The organism is Pseudomonas baetica, from assembly GCF_019733355.1.
In the GTDB taxonomy this organism is placed as follows: domain Bacteria; phylum Pseudomonadota; class Gammaproteobacteria; order Pseudomonadales; family Pseudomonadaceae; genus Aquipseudomonas; species Aquipseudomonas baetica_A.
In genome coordinates this window covers 43,150-60,764 of sequence record NZ_JAIHLQ010000023.1, presented here as the reverse complement: position 1 = coordinate 60,764, position 17,615 = coordinate 43,150, and the positions used below count along the sequence as shown (strand labels likewise).

Sequence of the window (17,615 nt, the reverse complement as noted above, 5' to 3'; positions counted from 1 at the left end):
ATTCTGGATCAGTCAGCTCAGCGCTGAACCACGCGCATCTGCTTCGACTCGTTGGGCAATACACGTTTGGCAACGACGTAGTGCTTTTGCCAGTACGGTTTGTTCAGTGTGTCGATGCTCACCGCTTTGCCACGACGTGGTGCGTGGATGAAGCGGTCGTTGCCCAGGTAGATCGCAACGTGATTGACCCGACGGCTCTTGATGTTGAAGAAAATCAGATCGCCCGGCTTCAGATCCTTGCGCTCGACTTTCACGCCGTGGCCGCTGGCCATGGCATTGGAGGTGCGTGGCAGGTCGAACGTAGCGTCGTTGAACGCGTATTTCACCAGGCCGCTGCAATCGAAGCCTTTACTTGGGCTGCTGCCGCCCCAACGGTAAGGCGTACCGAGGACGTTCACCGCACGGCTGAGGACGTTGCTGCTGGTTTTGTTAGCCATCTGCGGAAGCAGCTTGCTGTGGCCATTGCTGCTCAGTGTGGTGTGTTTGACCTGTTTGCTTTTGCTCGATGGAGCAGAAGCATGGGATTTAGGGGTAAAGCCGTTAACGTTAGGAAGACGTTGCTCACGATTGGTGGCGTGGGCGGCCAGTGGCATTAATAGGCAAATAGTTAGCCATGTCTTGAAAAATGGTCGCATTAGGCGTGGCTCTTAGGTGATAGCGCGCAACTTTATAACAGCTTTTTTGTCCCTACCGAGGCCGTTGGTCGATTCAATTGGGAGGCAACGGAACCAAATAAGCTGCAAATTGACGCGATTGTCTGACAGAAGTCCGGTGTTATAAGGGTTTGACGGACGTCACCTTAACATTTGCCATACGTCGGCCACCTGTAAAAAAGTCACAAAGAATTTAAGAATATTTATCTATCGTGTGCAACGAGGTCTTCATGAACAGCTATCGGTTACCCCGTGTTAAGGAAAAAGACACCCACAGCAAAGTGATCGGCTACCTGCTGTGGATTTTCGGTTTTACCGGCGCTCACCGCTTTTACTACGGCAAACCGGTGACCGGGACGATCTGGTTTTTCACCTTCGGTTTGTTAGGCATCGGCTGGCTGATCGACGTGTTTCTGATCCCGGCGATGGACCGCGAGGCGGATCTGCGTTTTGCCGAAGGGCCGATCGAATACAACGTGGCGTGGATTCTGCTGACGTTCCTTGGTGTGCTCGGTGTGCACCGGATGTACCAAGGCAAATGGATCAGTGGTGTGCTGTACCTGCTGACCGGTGGGTTGTTCTTTGTGGGTGTGCTGTATGACTTCTGGACGCTGAATGATCAGGTGTCGCTGCGTAACGCCGAAAATCGCGGTGCCTTCCAGTAAGCCTTCGTGAGCAAGCCCGCTCCCACACTGGATCTGTGATCGACACAAATCCCTTGTGGGAGCCAGCCCGGTATCAAGCCTGGTGGCTGATCCGCCCATCCACCAGGGTATAGCGAACCACACCCGGCAAGCTGTGACCGAGGAATGGGCAGTTCTCGCCCTTCGACAGCCAGCCTTCACCGGCCACGGTCGAGGCTTTCGGATCGAACAGCACGATATCCGCCGCACCGCCCACCGCCAGTTTGCCCGCTGGCAGGCGCAGCGCCTGCGCTGGGCCTGCGCTCAGGCGTGCCAGCAGGGTCGGCAGATCGAGCAAGCCATCCTCAACCAGCGTCATCGCCAGTGGTAGCAGCAATTCAACACTGCTGATGCCTGGCTCGGTCTCGCCGAACGGTGCCAGTTTGGCGTCACGCTCGTGGGGTTGGTGATGGCTGGAGATCGCCGACACCACACCCGACTTCACGGCCTCACGCAGGCCATCGCGGTCGGCGCGGGTGCGCAGCGGCGGCTGGACGTGATAGAGGCTGCTGAAGTCGATCAGCGCTTCGTCGGTCAGAATCAGCTGATACAACGCCACGTCTGCCGTCACTTTCAAACCACGGGCCTGCGCCTGAGCGATCAGCGCAACGCCGCGAGCGCTGGTCAACTGGCTGAAGTGCGCGCGCACCCCGGTTTGCTCGACCAGCAGCAGGTCCCGGGCCAAGGCCACGGTTTCAGCGGTTTCCGGAATGCCCGGCAGGCCAAGGAAACTGGCGGTTGGGCCTTCGTGGGCCAGCCCCCCGTCGGCCAGATCGTGATCCTGCGAGTTGAAGATCACGGTCAGGTCGAAGGTGGCTGCGTAATCCAGCGCCCGGCACAGGGTGCGGGTGTTGCGGAAACTCTCCAGACCATTGCCGAATGCGACGCAACCGGCGTCACGCAGCGCGATCAGTTCGGCCAGTTGTTCGCCGTCCAGGCCTTTGCTCAGCGCGCCAATCGGGAACACCTTGGTGTTACCGGCCTCGCGGGCGCGGTCGAGGATCAACTCAGCCACGGCGGAGGTGTCGAGCACCGGTTTGGTTTTCGGCGGGCAGCACAGGCTGGTCACGCCACCGGCCGCCGCCGCGCGTGTTTCGCTGGCGATGGTGCCCTTACGGCTGTAACCCGGCTCGCGCAGGGCGACGTTCAAGTCGACCAGGCCCGGAGCGGCCACAAGGCCTGTGGCGTCGATGGTTTCTACAGCGTTGAAACCGGCCGGCGCTGCGCCAAGGGCGACGATCTTGCAGGCTTCAACGTGAATGTCGGTGATTTGATCCAGGCCGCTGCTTGGATCGATGACGCGGGCGCCGAGAATGCTGAGCTTCACTGGGCGTTCTCCTGCTCGAATTGACGTTGCGCAGTTTGTCCGCTCATGGCCATCGACAGCACAGCCATACGCACCGCGATGCCGTAGGTCACCTGGTTGAGGATCACCGAGTGCGGGCCGTCGGCCACTGCGGACTCGATCTCCACCCCGCGGTTGATCGGCCCCGGGTGCATGACGATGCAATCGGGTTTGGCCCCGGCCAGACGTGCAGTGGTCAGGCCGAACAAGCGATAGAACTCGCCTTCGCTCGGCAGCAGGCCGCCGGTCATGCGTTCACGCTGCAGGCGCAGCATGATCACCACGTCAACGTCCTTCAGGCCTTCAGTCATGTCGGTGTAAACCTTGACGCCGTACTGCTCGATGCCGATCGGCAGCAGGGTTTTCGGCGCGATTACGCGGATATCCGGGCAGCCGAGGGTTTTCAGCGCGAGCATGTTCGAACGCGCCACCCGCGAGTGCAGGATGTCGCCGACGATGGCCACCGAGAGGTTTTCGAAGCCGCCCTTGTGCCGACGAATGGTGAGCATGTCGAGCATGCCCTGGGTCGGGTGCGCGTGACGGCCGTCGCCGCCATTGATGATCGCCACTTGCGGGCAAACATGCTCGGCGATGAAGTGCGCGGCGCCGGAGTCACCGTGGCGTACGACGAACATGTCGGCGGCCATGGCTTCGAGGTTGCGCAGGGTGTCGAGCAGGGTTTCACCTTTACTGGCCGACGACGTCGACACGTTCAGGGTGATCACGTCCGCCGACAGCCGCTGGGCTGCCATTTCGAAGGTGGTGCGGGTGCGGGTGGAGTTTTCGAAGAACACGTTGCACACGGTCTTGCCGCGCAGCAACGGGACTTTCTTCACCGCGCGGGCACCGACTTCAAGGAACGAGTCGGCGGTGTCGAGGATTTCCGTCAACAACTCGCGGCGCAGGCCGTCGAGCGAGAGGAAGTGGCGCAGCTGGCCCTGATCATTGAGCTGCAGCGGGCGCTTGGTATCTAGAGGCGTCATCGCGAGGGGGACTCTCAATAGGGCGGATTAAGGATTCAGGTCTTGCAGTTCGAGCGTCAACGGCTCGGGGCCGGACAGCTTCACGCGCTCGTGGGCGGCCAGCGACAGCGTTGCGCCGACCACGTTCGGGCGGATCGGCAGCTCGCCAGCGTCCAGATCGAGCAGGCAGACCAGGGTCACACTGGCCGGGCGGCCATAGTCGAACAGTTCATTCAGGGCGGCGCGGATGGTGCGTCCGCTCATCAGTACGTCGTCGATCAATACCAGATGCTGGCCTTCGATTTCGAAGGGCAGGGCGGACGGACGCACTTGCGGGTGCAGGCCGTTCTGGCTGAAGTCGTCGCGGTAGAAGGAGACATCCAGCGTGCCCAGTGGTGCGTCGCTGCCCAGTTCCTTGAGCAGAGCCTGCGCGACCCAGATGCCGCCGGTGCGGATGCCGATGTAACGCGGTTCGCTGATATCACGCTGTGCAAGGTGCGCCTTGAGGCGGGTCGCCATCTGACTGATCAGATCGGCGGGGTTGGGCAGGCTCATGGTTGCTCCTTCTTCGACCCGAGCCGTGTCCTGCCGGACGTGGCTGGGGGTTTAGCCAAAAGAAAAGCGCCGTAGCGCTTTCCAGAATTAAATGCAGTCAGGATTCAAACAATGCAGTGTTTTCATCGAGCCAGCCCTGCAACAGCAGCGCGGCGGCGATGGCGTCCACCGGGTTGTCGCGGTAACTGCCCTTCTGGCCGCCGCGCACCAGTCGCTCGCCCTTGGCCTCGAACGTGGTCAGGCGTTCGTCGTGGGTATAGAAGGGCACGTTGAAGCGGCCGTTGAGGCGGCGGGCGAATTTCTCGGCGCGCAGGCACATCTCGCTCGGCGTACCGTCCATGTTCAGCGGCAAGCCGACCACCACGGCGTCGGGTTTCCATTCCTTTATAAGGGCCTCGACCTGGTTCCAGTCGGGCACGCCGTTCTGCGCTTTCAAGGTGCAGAGTTCGCGGGCTTGGCCGGTGATCACCTGGCCGACGGCAACGCCGATCTGTTTGGTGCCGTAGTCGAAGCCAAGAATCAAGCGCAGGGCCATCAGGCGTGACCTGCCTGGCTGGTCAGCAGATTGAGGTTGATTCCCAAGTGCCTGGCCGCCGCTTCAAGGCGTAATTCGCTGCTGGTGTTGAACAGGATGTCGGCGTCGTACGGGCAGGTCAGCCAGGCGTTGTCGGCCATTTCGGCCTCCAGTTGCCCGGCTTCCCAACCGGCGTAGCCGAGGGCGATCAGGCTTTTCGCCGGGCCCACGCCGTCAGCAATGGCGAACAGCACGTCCTGCGAGGTGGACAGGGCCAGATCGCCGTCGAGCTGGGCGGTGGCCTGGAAGGTCTTGCCCGCCGGGTGCAGGACAAAGCCGCGATCGGTTTGTACCGGGCCGCCGATGAAAATCGGCACATGCTGGCAGAGCGCAGGCGGGTCGATTTCCGGGCGCAATTGCTCAAGGATGTCAGCCAGATTCAGCTCTTGCGGCCTGTTGACCACAATGCCCATGGCGCCATTGGCCGTGTGCTCGACGATGTAGGTCAAGGTGTGGGCAAAGTTCGGGTCGGCCATGTGGGGCATGGCGATCAGGAATTGGTGCTTGAGGTAGCTGGGGCTGACGTTTTTCATGTGCGCTAGTGTGGCGTTCAAGGGGCGAACTGACAAGCTGGGGATGTAAGCAACACACCGATCAAATGTAGGAGTGAGCCTGCTCGCGACGAGGTCGGCAGACTCAAAATTGCACTGTCAGGCAGATTGCTATCGCGAGCAGGCTCGCTCCCACAGGGGGCTGCGGTGTATTCAGTTGCTGGACAACCGGTCACCCCGGGCGAATTTCCAGGTGCGGATGATTTCCAGTCGGTCGATATCTGACAGATCGCCGGTAAACGGTGCAAACGGCGCCGCCAGTCGGACGATGCGCTGTGCCGCCTGATCCAGCAGCGGATGGCCGGACGATTCCAGCACCAGCACTTCATACAGAGAACCGTCGCGGTTGATCGAGACCAACAGCCGCAAATTGCCGTAGATCTGTTTGCGCCGCGCTTCGTCGGGGTAATTGAGGTTGCCGATGCGCTCGACCTTCTTGCGCCAATCGTCTTTGTACCAGGCGCCCTTGTCACGCATGGTCGACGCGGCGCTCAAACGGTGGATGCGTGGGCGTTTGGCGTACAGCTGTTGTTCCTTGGCCAGTTCTGCTTCGAGGCTGGCGATGTCGCTGGACAGTTGCGAGCTGTCGAACTGCGGCGCGTCGACGGTCGGTTTGACTGCGGTCTTGGGTTCTTCTTTCTTGGTTGGCGCTTTTTTCGGCTTTGGCGCGACCGTGGTCACGGCAGCCTTGGGCGCGGCTTCCTGCACTGGCGGTTTGGCGGCCGGTGGCGGGGTGACCTTTTTGACCTGATTGTCCTGGAACGGCGCGACTTCGGTGGTCTTGGGGATCGCCTTCTTGTCGAGGGTGCCGCTGCCTTCCTGATGTTCCTGCGCCAGAAAGTCAGCTTTCTGGGGCTTCTTTTCGCTCTTGAAGGTGGCGAGGGTGATTTCCAGGGTTTTGCTGATCTGCTTGGGCTCGACCATCGAGAAGCCGACGCCAAGCAGCAGCGCCAAATGAATCAGCACCGCGAGAAACAGGGTAAATCCGAGGCGATCGGCCGGGCGCACGCCGCGATGGGCGAGTTCAGTGGGCAGATCGGACGGGAGGGTCATGACAAGGAAACCAACATCGCGTTTTTCAGAGGCGGGGCATGATAACGCAATGTTGGTCGCATCTTGGTTGTTCTATCTCAACGAGCTTGAAGCTTCTGATCGATGGCATCCATCAACAGGCCACCAATGTCGGTGCCAAACGCGTTATCGATTTCACGGATGCAGGTCGGGCTGGTGACGTTGATCTCGGTCAGGTGCTCGCCAATCACGTCCAGGCCGACGAACAACAGGCCTTTCTCGCGCAAGGTCGGGCCGACCTGAGCGGCGATCCAGCGATCCTTGTCGGTCAGCGGCCGCGCTTCACCACGGCCACCGGCCGCGAGGTTGCCACGGGTTTCGCCCTGCGCCGGAATCCGCGCCAGGCAGTAATCCACCGGCTCGCCGTCGATCATCAGAATGCGCTTGTCGCCGTCCTTGATGGCTGGCAGGTAAGCCTGACCCATGATCTGCTGGCCGCCGAGGGCGGTCAGGGTTTCCAGAATCACCGAGAGGTTCGGATCGCCTGCACGGTGGCGGAAGATCGACGTGCCGCCCATGCCGTCCAGCGGCTTGAGGATCACGTCGCCGTGTTTGGCGGCGAATTCACGCAACACATCCGCGCGGCGGCTGACCACGGTCGGTGGCGTGCACTGCGGGAACAGCGTGGCGAACAGCTTTTCATTGCAGTCGCGCAGGCTCTGCGGCTTGTTGACCACCAGCACGCCCGCGGTTTCGGCTTGTTCGAGCAGATAAGTGGAGTAGACGAACTCCATGTCGAACGGTGGATCCTTGCGCATCAGGATCACGTCCAGATCGCTCAGCAGGTTGTCCTGCTCGGCGTCCAGCTCAAACCATTTTTCCGGGTTGGCGAAGACTTTCAGCGGCTTCATGCGCGCCCGGGCCTGACCTTCGCCCTGATACAGGTCGCGCTGCTCCATATAGAACAGCTCCCAGCCACGCTTTTGCGCAGCCAGCAGCATGGCCAGCGAGCTATCCTTTTTATAGGAGATGCTGGCGATAGGGTCCATGACAATCCCGACGCGAACGCTCATTGGGTTTTCCTCGAAAATTGGCTACCGGATCGGTATGAAAAAAGTGCCGCCAGAGTGGCGCCGGGCGGGTTTGCGGTCAAGGAAAAACCCGTCGATAGATTGCATCTGGAGACTGTGCTAAAAAGGCTGCCATGCCGTGCTGGCCCTTGAACATCAAGGGTTTCCGGCCATCAGTCATCACAAAACGGACAATTTGATTCGCAAAGGCGACGGTAGAGCCCCCTTATGGAACAGCAGTCCAGCGCCTTGAAGGTCATGGTGATCGACGACTCCAAAACGATTCGTCGCACCGCCGAAACATTGTTGAAAAATGTCGGCTGCGAAGTGATCACGGCGATTGACGGTTTCGACGCGTTGGCGAAGATCGCCGACAACCATCCCGGAATCATTTTTGTCGACATCATGATGCCGCGTCTGGATGGTTATCAGACCTGCGCTTTAATCAAGAACAACAGCGCGTTCAAGGAAACGCCGGTGATCATGCTGTCGTCCAGGGACGGGTTGTTCGACAAGGCCAAGGGCCGGATTGTCGGTTCTGATCAATTTTTGACCAAGCCTTTCAGCAAGGAAGAACTGCTCAACGCGATTCAGGCCCATGTTCCGGGCTTCGCCGCTGTTTTGCCGCAGTAAGACACGCACAGTGACGCTCGGCCAGCGGGCCGGATGTCGACAAGAAAAATGGGGAAGACCATGGCACGTATCCTGATCGTCGATGATTCGCCGACTGAAATGTACAAACTGACCGGCATGCTGGAAAAGCACGGCCACGAAGTGCTGAAAGCCGAAAACGGCGCCGACGGTGTCGCGCTGGCCCGTCAGGAAAAACCTGACGCGGTACTGATGGACATCGTCATGCCCGGCCTCAACGGCTTTCAGGCGACCCGTCAGTTGACCAAGGACGCCGATACCAGCCACATCCCGGTGATCATCATCACCACCAAGGATCAGGAAACCGACAAGGTCTGGGGCACTCGTCAGGGCGCCAGGGACTACCTGACCAAACCCGTCGACGAAGAGACCCTGATCAAAACCCTGAACAACGTCCTCAAAGGCTGATCGCGCAACCATGAGCGAATCGCTGACCGCGTTCGAACTGCTCTGGCAGATCGACCAGCGCTGCCGCTTGCTGGCGGCGGACCTGCCGTCGCAACCGGCGCGCCAGGATCGCTGGAGCGGCATCGGCTTTCGCCTCGGCGAGCACTGGTATGTGGCGCCGATGGGCGAAGTCAGCGAAGTGCTGCATGAACCGCGTTTCACTCAGTTGCCCGGGGTCAAGCCGTGGGTCAAAGGGGTCGCTAATCTGCGGGGGCGCTTGTTGCCGGTCATGGACCTGTGCGGTTTCTTCGGACATGAACTGTCGCCACTGCGTAAACAGCGGCGGGTATTGGTGGTCGAGCATGGCGAGGTGTTTGCCGGGCTGATGGTCGATGAGGTCTTCGGTTTGCAGCACTTCGATCAGGACAGCTTCGAGCCCATTTCGATCAGTAAACGGCAGGGCTCCAAGGCTGAGTTCGTCAAAGGGTATTTCCGACGCGAGCAGAACTGGCGGGTGTTCAGCCTGTTTTCGCTGGCAAAATCCCCGGTGTTCATGAGCGTCGCAATTTAGTCGAAACACCACAAATCCCATGTGGGAGCGGGCTTGCTCGCGAATACGGTCTGACATTCAATTCGATGCTGGCTGACCCACCGCATTCGCGAGCAAGCCCGCTGCCACATTGAATGCGGCAGGTTTCATAGGCGAGGACCGATGACAAAAGCAAACACAGGCAAGTCGGCGGAAGGATCGCGCAGTCGCTCGCAGATCGTCGTGCTGTTCATCGCACTGATCGTGTTCATCATGCTGCTGTTCGCCAACTTCGCCTACCTCAACACCCAGGCGAACCACGACAAACAGTACATCGGCCACGCCGGTGAGCTGCGCGTGCTCTCGCAGCGTATCGCCAAGAACGCCACCGAAGCCGCTGCCGGCAAAGCGGCTGCGTTCAAGTTGCTCAGTGATGCGCGCAATGATTTTGCCCAGCGTTGGGGTTATTTGAAAAAGGGTGACCCGGCCACCGGCCTGCCACCCGCGCCGTCTGCCGTGCGCCCGGAAATGCGCGCCGTGCAACTGGACTGGGAGCGACTGCTGAAAAACACCGACGCCATTCTCTCCAGCGAACAGACCGTACTGTCCCTGCATCAAGTCGCCGCGACCCTGGCCGAAACCGTGCCGCAGTTGCAGATCGAATACGAAAAAGTCGTCGAGATCCTCCTCCAGCGCGGCGCTCCGGCCGCCCAAGTGGCGATGGCTCAGCGCCAATCGCTGTTGGCCGAACGCATCCTCGGCGCGGTCAACACGGTGCTTGCCGGTGATGAGAACTCCCAACAAGCTGCTGATGCCTTTGGCCGCGACGCCACCCGTTTCGGCCAGGTACTCAACGGCATGCTTCAGGGCAACCCGACGCTGAAAATCAGCCAGGTCGAAGACCGCGACGCCCGTGCACGCTTGAGTGAAATTTCCGAACTGTTCCAGTTCGTCTCCGGCTCCGTGGATGAAATCCTCGAAACCTCGCCGGAACTGTTCAAGGTTCGCGAGTCGGCCAGCAACATCTTCAACCTGTCGCAAACCCTGCTCGACGAAGCTTCGCACCTGGCCAACGGTTTCGAAAACCTGGCGGGCGGGCGCAACACCGACACCATCGGTGGCTATGTGCTGGGGTTGCTGGCGCTGGCCTCGATCATCCTTATCGGCCTGGTGATGGTGCGTGAAACCAATCGCCAACTGCGCGAGACCGCCGAGAAAAACGAGCGCAACCAGAACGCGATCATGCGACTGCTCGACGAAATCGAAGACCTCGCCGACGGCGACCTGACCGTGACCGCCTCGGTAACCGAAGACTTCACCGGCACCATCGCCGACTCGATCAACTATTCCGTCGACCAACTGCGCGATCTGGTCGCAACCATCAACCTCACCGCCGGCCAGGTCGCCGCAGCGGTGCAGGAAACCCAGGCCACCGCCATGCACCTGGCCCAGGCTTCGGAACACCAGGCCCAGCAGATTTCCGAAGCCTCGACCGCGATCAGCGACATGGCCCAGTCCATCGATCAGGTCTCGGCCAACGCCGCCGAATCGTCGGCGGTGGCCGAGCGCTCGGTAGAGATCGCCAACAAGGGCAACGAGGTGGTGCACAACACCATCCACGGCATGGACAACATTCGCGAGCAGATTCAAGACACCGCTAAACGCATCAAGCGCTTGGGCGAGTCTTCGCAGGAGATCGGCGATATCGTCAGCCTGATCGACGACATTGCCGATCAGACCAACATTCTGGCCCTCAACGCCGCGATTCAGGCGTCGATGGCCGGTGATGCCGGACGCGGTTTTGCCGTGGTGGCCGACGAAGTGCAGCGGCTGGCCGAGCGCTCGTCCGCCGCCACCCGGCAGATCGAAACCCTGGTGCGGGCGATCCAGACGGACACCAACGAAGCGGTGATCTCGATGGAGCAGACCACCACCGAAGTGGTGCGCGGCGCACGGCTGGCGCAGGATGCCGGTGTGGCCCTGGAAGAAATCGAAGGCGTGTCCAAGACGCTCGCGGCGCTGATTCAGAGCATCTCCAATGCGGCGCAGCAGCAGACGTCATCGGCTGGGCAAATTTCGCTGACGATGAACGTGATCCAGCAGATCACTTCGCAGACCTCGTCCGGCTCCACGGCCACCGCCGAGAGCATCGGCAACCTGGCAAAAATGGCCAGTCAGTTGCGCCGCTCGGTGTCCGGCTTCACCTTGCCGGCGGCCTCCGCGTCGGCGACGGATAAAGTGTGATTGGAGCTGCTATGGGTGATCGCCACGACTATGTGGCCCTCGAGTGGGTCAAAGGCGAAATAGCCGAAACGCTGAAACAGGCGCATCAGGCCATTGAAACCGTGCTCGATGATCCGCAGGCGACGCCTGGGCTGGACGAGTGCCTGGATTACATCCATCAGGTCCACGGCAGCCTGCAGATGGTCGAGTTCTATGGCGCGGCACTGCTGGCCGAAGAAATGGAGCAACTGGTCGAAGCCCTGCAACACGAGCGTGTCAGCCATCGCGACGAAGCCCTGCACCTGTTGCTGCAAGCCCTTGGGCAATTGCCGATCTACCTTGATCGCGTGCAGAACGCTCGGCGCGATCTGCCGTTGGTGGTGCTGCCGCTGCTCAACGATTTGCGCAGTGCCCGGGGCGAAAGCCTGCTTTCGGAAACCAGCCTGTTCAGCCCACAACTGCCCGAACTGCCGCCCCTGAGCGCAGAAGCGCTGGCATTGCTGGCGCCGGCAGAACTGCCAAACATGCTGCGTAAATGGCGCCAGATGCTGCAAATGGCCTTGGTCGGTTTGCTGCGCGAGCAGGACGATCAGACGCACCTCGATTATCTGGCGAAGGTCTTCACCCGCCTCGAAGCCTTGAGCGGCAATGCGCCGTTGAGCCCCTTGTGGCAGGTGGCATCAGCCTTGGTCGAAGGCATGCGCCAAGGCGAGATCGCCAACAGCCCGGCGCTGCGCAGCCTGCTCAAGGATGCTGACAAGGAACTCAAACGTCTGCTCGAACAGGGCATGGCCGGCCTCAACCAGCCGCCACCGCCGGAGCTGCTCAAAAGCCTGTTGTTCTATATTGCCAAAGCCGAACATCCCACCGGGCAGATGCTGACCATGAAAGATCACTACTCTCTGGACGACGCGTTGCCCGACAGCGCGATGGTCGACGAAGAGCGCACGCGCCTGGCCGGCCCCGACCGCGACGCGATGCGCTCGGTGCTGGCGGCGTTGTGTGAAGAACTGGTGCGGGTCAAGGAGCGCCTGGACCTGTTCGTGCGCAGCGACCGTCAGCACATCTCGGATCTGGAGACGCTTCTGGCGCCGCTGCGGCAGATCGCCGACACCCTCGCGGTGCTCGGTTTCGGCCAGCCGCGCAAAGTCATCATCGATCAACTGGCGGTGGTGCTCAGCCTCGCTCAAGGCCAGCGCGAGCCGAACGACGCCATCCTGATGGACGTCGCCGGGGCGCTGCTGTATGTCGAAGCAACGCTGGCCGGCATGGTCGGAACCGTCGAGCCGCAAAGCCCGGAAGATTCGCGCCTGCCGACCACCGACCTGACGCAGATCCACCAGATCGTGATCAAGGAAGCGCGCATTTGCCTGCAACAGGCCAAGGACATGATCGTCGACTACATCGACGCCGACTGGGATCGCCAGCATCTGCTGCCGCTGCCGGCGCTGCTGACCCAGGTGCGCGGTGCGCTGGCGGTGATTGCGCTCAGTCGCGCGGCCAATCTGGTTGAGGCCTGCAATGGTTTTATCCGCGAACACCTGCTACTCGATCCGCACGAACCGGGCTGGCAGCAACTGGACAACCTCGCCGACGTCATTACCAGTCTTGAGTATTACCTTGAGCGTTTGAGCGATGACCCACTGGCGCCGAGCGAGCAACTGTTGGACGTCGCGCAAAAGTCCCTCGCCAGCCTCGGTTTCTTTCCCGACGAGCAGCCCAACGAACAGCATGTGCCGGTGCTCGACGATGTGCTCAGCCCCAGCGAAGCGCTGGTGATGCAAGACATGCAGGCGCTCGACGACCCGCACATCGTCCAGTCGCTGGCGGATGTGCTGGCCAGCCCGGTGTCGGCGGTCAACCCACCGGCACTGATCACCCCCGGCAGCCTGATGCCGCCGCCGGCGGATGAAGAACCGGTCGACGATGAACTGCGCGAAGTGTTCCTCGAAGAGACCGACGAAGTCCTCGAAGTCCTCCACGAATACCTGCCGCGCTGGACGGCCAATCCGCAGGATCGTGCCGCGCTGAGCGAACTGCGCCGCGCCTTCCATACCCTCAAGGGCAGCGGACGCATGGTGCGTGCGTTGATCCTCGGGGAGCTGGCGTGGGCGATGGAAAACCTGCTCAATCGCGTGCTGGAACAGAGCGTCGAGCCCGGCTCGATCGTGCAGCAACTGCTTGGCGACACCGTGCTATTGCTGCCGGAGCTGATCAGCGAGTTCGCCACCCAACGTCAACGCCAGCGCAGCGATGTCGATCAACTCGCCGCCCGCGCCCACGCCCTGGCCAAGGGTGACGAGCCGCTGGCCGCCGAAGACGTCGATGACGTCGCGGCGCTCGACCCCTTGTTGCTGGAGATCTTTCGCAACGAGGCCGAAAACCATCTCGTCAGCCTCAATCGTTTCCTCGATCAAGCCGCCGAACATGTGCCGCTGCAAGCCAGCGACGAGTTGCAGCGCGCGTTGCACACCCTCAAGGGCAGTGCATCGATGGCCGGTGTTTCGCCGATTGCCGAACTGGCCGCCCCGCTCGATAAACTCGCTCGCGAATTCAAGGCCCATCAACTGGCGCTGGACCTTGATGAGGTGGAATTGCTGCTTGAAGCCGAAGGCCTGTTTCGGGTCGGCCTGCGTCAGCTAAAGCACGATCCGCTGGCACCGATTGTCGGTGCTCAGTCGCTGATCAAACGCACGGAAACACTGCTTGCCGAACGTCTGGAATCGATCCTCAATGCGCTGAACACCGGCCTGCGCGTCAAGCGCGACCCGCAACTGATCAACAATTTCCTCGCCCAGGGCATGGACATCCTGCTCGACGCCGAAAGCCTCTTGCAGCGCTGGCAGCAGCACCCCGGCGAACGTCAGGAACTCAGCGCGTTGCTGGACGAACTGACCACCCTCGGCGAAGGTGCGCACCTGGCGGATCTGCTGCCGGTCGACGTGTTGTGCGAAGCCTTGCTCGACCTTTATGGGGCCGTCGAAGAAAGCAGCCTGGCGGTCAGTGACAGGTTTTTTCAGGAAGCGCAGAACGCCCACGAAGCGCTGATCAACATGCTCGACGAACTGGCTGCCGGTCAGGAAGTCACGCCGCAGCCTGAGCGGATTCGTGCCTTGCATGACCTGCTCGATGAGAGTCTCGACCCGTCGTCCATGGGCTTGATCCGCAGCGATGGCAGCCGCAGCCTGAGCATCCGCGAACTGGGTGCGGCGACGGCCGAACTGTCACAAACCGCTGCGTCTGCTGCGCCGGATGACGAGATTGTCGAGATCTTCCTCGAAGAGGCGGTGGACATTCTCGACAGTTCCGGCCAGGCCTTGCAGCGCTGGTTGAAAGACCCTGACAACACCGCGCCGCTGTCGTCCTTGCAACGCGACCTGCACACCCTAAAGGGCGGCGCGCGGATGGCTGAGGTCGAGGCCATCGGCGATCTGGCTCAGGAACTGGAAAGCCTTTATGAAGGGCTGCTCGATCGGCGCTACAGCCATAACGAAGCCTTGGACCGCTTGCTGCACAAGAGCCATGACCGGTTGGCTCAGTTGCTTGATCAGTTGCAAAACCATCAGTCGCTGACCCCGGCGCAGGAGCTGATTGAAACCATTCGACAGCTGCGCCAGGGGCAGTCGCTGAGCGAGACACACCAGCCGACGACGGATCACGACAGCGCCGGGCACGATCCGGAACTGCTGGAAATCTTCCTCGAAGAAGGTTTCGACATCATCGAAAACTCCGGCGCCGCGCTGCTGCGCTGGCAAGCCGAGCCGGGCAATCGTCAGGAAGTCGAGACCCTGCTGCGCGATCTGCACACCCTCAAGGGCGGCGCGCGGATGGTCGAGATCGGTCCCATCGGCGACCTCGCTCATGAGCTGGAATACCTTTACGAAAGCGTCTCGGCGGCCACGCTGCAAACCTCGGGCGAGCTGTTCGCCCTGGTGCAGCGCGGCCATGACCGATTGGCGCAAATGCTCGATGCTGTGCGCGCCGGGCAACCGTGCCCGCCGGCGGATCGCCTGATCAATGCGATTCAGAATTTCAGTCACCCGGCGAGCCTCGACACGCCGCCGCTGTTGCCTCTGGCGGTTAAAACCGAAACCACGGCGCCCGCCCCGGACGCGGGTGCGGACATGGTCAAGGTCTCCGCCGAACTGCTCGACGATCTGGTTAACCTGGCCGGGGAAACCTCGATTTTCCGGGGCCGCATCGAACAGCAAGTCAACGACGCGCAAGTGGCGCTCAACGAGATGGAAACCACCATCGAGCGCATGCGCGATCAGTTGCGCCGCCTCGACACCGAAACCCAGGGACGCATCCTTAGCCGTCAGCAAGTGGACGCCGAGCGCCTCGGTTACGAAGAATTCGATCCGCTGGAAATGGACCGTCACTCGCAGTTGCAGCAACTTTCGCGGGCCCTGTTCGAATCCGCCTCCGACCTGCTCGATCTCAAGGAAACGCTGGATCGACGCAATCAGGACGCGGAAAACCTGCTGCAGCAGCAAGGGCGGATCAACACCGAATTACAGGAAGGCCTGATGCGCTCGCGCATGGTGCCGTTCGAGCGGATGTTGCCGCGCCTCAAACGCATCGTCCGCCAGGTCGCCGAAGAGCTGAACAAAGATGTCGCGTTCGTCGTTGGCAACGCCGAAGGCGAGATGGATCGCAACGTGCTTGAGCGCATGGCCGCACCGCTGGAACACATGCTGCGCAACGCCGTTGACCACGGGCTGGAAACCGCCGAAGTGCGGTTGGCGGCGGGCAAACCTGCGCAAGGGCAGATCCGCCTCGACCTGTCCCGCGAGGGCGGCGACATCATTTTCGACATCCGCGACGACGGCGCCGGGGTGCCGCTGGACGCCGTGCGCCGCAAAGCGATCAAGCGCGGCATGCTCGCCGCGCAGGCCGAGATCAGCGACCGCGACGTGTTGCAATTCATCCTCCAGCCGGGGTTTTCCACCGCCGAAAAAATCACCCAGATTTCCGGGCGCGGCGTCGGCATGGACGTGGTTCACGAAGAAGTCCGGCAACTGGGCGGCAGCATGAGCATCGACTCGGTGCCTGGGCAGGGCGTGCATTTCCGCATTCGCCTGCCGTTCACTGTGTCGGTCAACCGTGCGCTGATGGTGCAGTGCTTTGAAGACCAGTACGCGATACCGCTGAACACCATCGAGGGCATTGTTCGCGTATTGCCGAATGATCTGGAGGGGCATTTGCGCCACGATCCGCCGAGCTATCAATACGCCGGGCAACGCTATGAATTGTGCTATTTGGGCGAGCTGCTCAAAACCGCGCCGCGCCCCAAACTGATCGGTCAGAGCTTGCCGTTGCCGGTGCTGCTGGTGCAGTGCAACGACCGCCGCGTCGCCGTGCTGGTCGACGCCATGGCCGGTACCCGCGAGATTGTGGTCAAGAGCCTCGGCCCGCAGTTTGCGGCGGTGCAGGGCGTGTCCGGCGCGACGATTCTCGGCGATGGCCGGGTGGTGCTGATTCTTGATTTGCTGGCGCCGATCCGGGCGATGCAGGCGCGCGTTGCGCGACATCCGGCGCTGCCGGACATCGACAGCGAACCGCACAAACCGCTGCTGGTGATGGTGGTCGACGACTCGGTCACCGTGCGCAAGGTCACCAGCCGTTTGCTCGAACGTCACGGCATGAATGTGCTGACCGCCAAGGACGGGGTCGATGCCATGTTGCTGCTGGAAGAACACATGCCCGACCTGATGTTGCTCGACATCGAAATGCCGCGCATGGACGGCTTCGAAGTCGCCACCCAAGTGCGCCACGACGAACGCCTGCAACACCTGCCGATCATCATGATCACCTCACGCACGGGGCAGAAACACCGCGACCGCGCCATGGCCATCGGCGTCAACGACTACCTCGGCAAGCCGTATCAGGAATCGGTGCTGCTCGAGAGCATTGCCCACTGGAGCAAGAAACATGCATGAGCGCCGGTACAATGCGCGTAACAGCCAACTCACCGGCCTGCTGCTGCCGCTGGCCGATCGCAACCTGATTCTGCCCAACGTCGCGGTGGCCGAGTTGATCGACTACCAGGCCAGCGCGTTCGATCTGGACACGCCGCCGTGGTATCTGGGGCGGGTGAGTTGGCGTGAACGGCAGATTCCGTTGCTCAGTTTCGAGTCGGCGTGCGGGCAGAAAATCGTCATCGGCGAACGGGCACGGATCGTCATTCTCAATGCCCTCGGCGGGTTGCCGGAGCTGAAGTTCATTGCGCTTCTGGTGCAGGGGATTCCTCGGTCTTACAAACTCGATAGCCAGTTGAGCTATGTCGATGTGCCGTTGTGTGCGTTGGAGCAGGCAGCGGTGCAGGTTGGCGAACAAGTGGCAAAGGTCCCGGATTTGTTGGGGCTGGAGCAGTTGTTGGTGGGGGCTGGCCTCGCTCACTGATCGAGCATTTTGGGGC

15 protein-coding genes are annotated in these 17,615 nt (G+C 61.3%); 7 read left to right on the top strand and 8 right to left on the bottom strand.

Annotated elements, in window-relative coordinates; translation table 11 throughout:
* Positions 1 to 17: 17 nt before the first annotated feature.
* The gene (locus K5E40_RS20860; RefSeq protein WP_221732383.1) at positions 18 to 635 is read right to left on the bottom strand and encodes a C40 family peptidase; all 618 of its coding nucleotides are present in this window, start codon (positions 633 to 635) and stop codon (positions 18 to 20) included.
* Positions 636 to 883: 248 nt separating this feature from the next.
* Here K5E40_RS20860 and K5E40_RS20855 point away from each other — a divergent pair, with 248 nt between their 5' ends.
* The gene (locus K5E40_RS20855; RefSeq protein WP_221732382.1) at positions 884 to 1,318 is read left to right on the top strand and encodes a TM2 domain-containing protein; all 435 of its coding nucleotides are present in this window, start codon (positions 884 to 886) and stop codon (positions 1,316 to 1,318) included.
* 73 nt (positions 1,319 to 1,391) lie between these two features.
* Here the strand turns inward: K5E40_RS20855 and K5E40_RS20850 are convergent, their stop codons facing one another.
* The 7 genes from K5E40_RS20850 to gshB form a co-directional block, all read right to left on the bottom strand.
* Complete coding sequence (locus tag K5E40_RS20850) at positions 1,392 to 2,663, bottom strand: dihydroorotase (RefSeq protein ID WP_221732381.1); 1,272 nt, start codon at positions 2,661 to 2,663, stop codon at positions 1,392 to 1,394.
* The gene (locus K5E40_RS20845) at positions 2,660 to 3,664 is read right to left on the bottom strand and encodes an aspartate carbamoyltransferase catalytic subunit (protein ID WP_221732380.1); all 1,005 of its coding nucleotides are present in this window, start codon (positions 3,662 to 3,664) and stop codon (positions 2,660 to 2,662) included. Before K5E40_RS20845 ends, K5E40_RS20850 begins: the two co-directional genes overlap by 4 nt.
* Before the next feature lie 27 nt (positions 3,665 to 3,691).
* On the bottom strand, positions 3,692 to 4,198 hold the full coding sequence (gene pyrR, locus K5E40_RS20840) for a bifunctional pyr operon transcriptional regulator/uracil phosphoribosyltransferase PyrR (RefSeq protein ID WP_221732379.1): 507 nt from the start codon (positions 4,196 to 4,198) through the stop codon (positions 3,692 to 3,694).
* A gap of 97 nt (positions 4,199 to 4,295) precedes the next feature.
* Positions 4,296 to 4,733: a Holliday junction resolvase RuvX gene (ruvX, locus tag K5E40_RS20835; protein ID WP_008077844.1), complete on the bottom strand. Its 438-nt coding sequence runs from the start codon at positions 4,731 to 4,733 to the stop codon at positions 4,296 to 4,298.
* Entirely contained in the window at positions 4,733 to 5,305 is a 573-nt protein-coding gene (locus tag K5E40_RS20830) for a YqgE/AlgH family protein (protein WP_221732378.1), read from the bottom strand. The genes ruvX and K5E40_RS20830 overlap by 1 nt, the downstream gene beginning before the upstream one ends.
* 171 nt (positions 5,306 to 5,476) lie before the next feature.
* Positions 5,477 to 6,376: an energy transducer TonB gene (locus K5E40_RS20825; protein ID WP_221732377.1), complete on the bottom strand. Its 900-nt coding sequence runs from the start codon at positions 6,374 to 6,376 to the stop codon at positions 5,477 to 5,479.
* 77 nt (positions 6,377 to 6,453) lie between these two features.
* Complete coding sequence (gene gshB, locus K5E40_RS20820) at positions 6,454 to 7,407, bottom strand: glutathione synthase (protein ID WP_221732376.1); 954 nt, start codon at positions 7,405 to 7,407, stop codon at positions 6,454 to 6,456.
* 225 nt (positions 7,408 to 7,632) lie between these two features.
* Between gshB and pilG the strand changes: the two genes are divergently transcribed.
* From pilG to K5E40_RS20790, 6 genes are all read left to right on the top strand, one after another.
* Positions 7,633 to 8,037 carry a twitching motility response regulator PilG gene (pilG, locus tag K5E40_RS20815; RefSeq protein ID WP_221732375.1) on the top strand — a complete coding sequence of 135 codons (405 nt, stop codon included), beginning with the start codon at positions 7,633 to 7,635 and terminating at the stop codon, positions 8,035 to 8,037.
* Between the two features lie 60 nt (positions 8,038 to 8,097).
* Positions 8,098 to 8,463, top strand: a complete 366-nt coding sequence (gene pilH / locus K5E40_RS20810; protein WP_221732374.1) for a twitching motility response regulator PilH — start codon at positions 8,098 to 8,100, stop codon at positions 8,461 to 8,463.
* 10 nt (positions 8,464 to 8,473) lie between these two features.
* Complete coding sequence (locus K5E40_RS20805) at positions 8,474 to 9,013, top strand: chemotaxis protein CheW (RefSeq protein WP_221732373.1); 540 nt, start codon at positions 8,474 to 8,476, stop codon at positions 9,011 to 9,013.
* 141 nt (positions 9,014 to 9,154) lie between these two features.
* Positions 9,155 to 11,215 (top strand): methyl-accepting chemotaxis protein, encoded by a 2,061-nt coding sequence (locus K5E40_RS20800; protein ID WP_221732372.1) that lies wholly within the window; start codon positions 9,155 to 9,157, stop codon positions 11,213 to 11,215.
* 11 nt (positions 11,216 to 11,226) lie between these two features.
* Positions 11,227 to 17,136: an Hpt domain-containing protein gene (locus K5E40_RS20795; protein WP_221732371.1), complete on the top strand. Its 5,910-nt coding sequence runs from the start codon at positions 11,227 to 11,229 to the stop codon at positions 17,134 to 17,136.
* A complete protein-coding gene (locus K5E40_RS20790; protein ID WP_221732370.1) occupies positions 17,129 to 17,599 on the top strand; it encodes a chemotaxis protein CheW in 471 nt (156 codons plus the stop codon). Before K5E40_RS20795 ends, K5E40_RS20790 begins: the two co-directional genes overlap by 8 nt.
* Positions 17,600 to 17,615: the final 16 nt, after the last annotated feature.

Coding starts and splice junctions, on each gene's coding strand:
- K5E40_RS20855 (WP_221732382.1), top strand. CDS start 884: ATGAACAGCTATCGGTTACCCCGTGTTAAGGAAAAAGACACCCACAGC.
- K5E40_RS20860 (WP_221732383.1), bottom strand. CDS start 635: ATGCGACCATTTTTCAAGACATGGCTAACTATTTGCCTATTAATGCCA.
- ruvX (WP_008077844.1), bottom strand. CDS start 4,733: ATGGCCCTGCGCTTGATTCTTGGCTTCGACTACGGCACCAAACAGATC.
- K5E40_RS20800 (WP_221732372.1), top strand. CDS start 9,155: ATGACAAAAGCAAACACAGGCAAGTCGGCGGAAGGATCGCGCAGTCGC.
- K5E40_RS20795 (WP_221732371.1), top strand. CDS start 11,227: ATGGGTGATCGCCACGACTATGTGGCCCTCGAGTGGGTCAAAGGCGAA.
- K5E40_RS20805 (WP_221732373.1), top strand. CDS start 8,474: ATGAGCGAATCGCTGACCGCGTTCGAACTGCTCTGGCAGATCGACCAG.
- pyrR (WP_221732379.1), bottom strand. CDS start 4,198: ATGAGCCTGCCCAACCCCGCCGATCTGATCAGTCAGATGGCGACCCGC.
- K5E40_RS20825 (WP_221732377.1), bottom strand. CDS start 6,376: ATGACCCTCCCGTCCGATCTGCCCACTGAACTCGCCCATCGCGGCGTG.
- K5E40_RS20845 (WP_221732380.1), bottom strand. CDS start 3,664: ATGACGCCTCTAGATACCAAGCGCCCGCTGCAGCTCAATGATCAGGGC.
- pilG (WP_221732375.1), top strand. CDS start 7,633: ATGGAACAGCAGTCCAGCGCCTTGAAGGTCATGGTGATCGACGACTCC.
- K5E40_RS20830 (WP_221732378.1), bottom strand. CDS start 5,305: ATGAAAAACGTCAGCCCCAGCTACCTCAAGCACCAATTCCTGATCGCC.
- pilH (WP_221732374.1), top strand. CDS start 8,098: ATGGCACGTATCCTGATCGTCGATGATTCGCCGACTGAAATGTACAAA.
- gshB (WP_221732376.1), bottom strand. CDS start 7,407: ATGAGCGTTCGCGTCGGGATTGTCATGGACCCTATCGCCAGCATCTCC.
- K5E40_RS20790 (WP_221732370.1), top strand. CDS start 17,129: ATGCATGAGCGCCGGTACAATGCGCGTAACAGCCAACTCACCGGCCTG.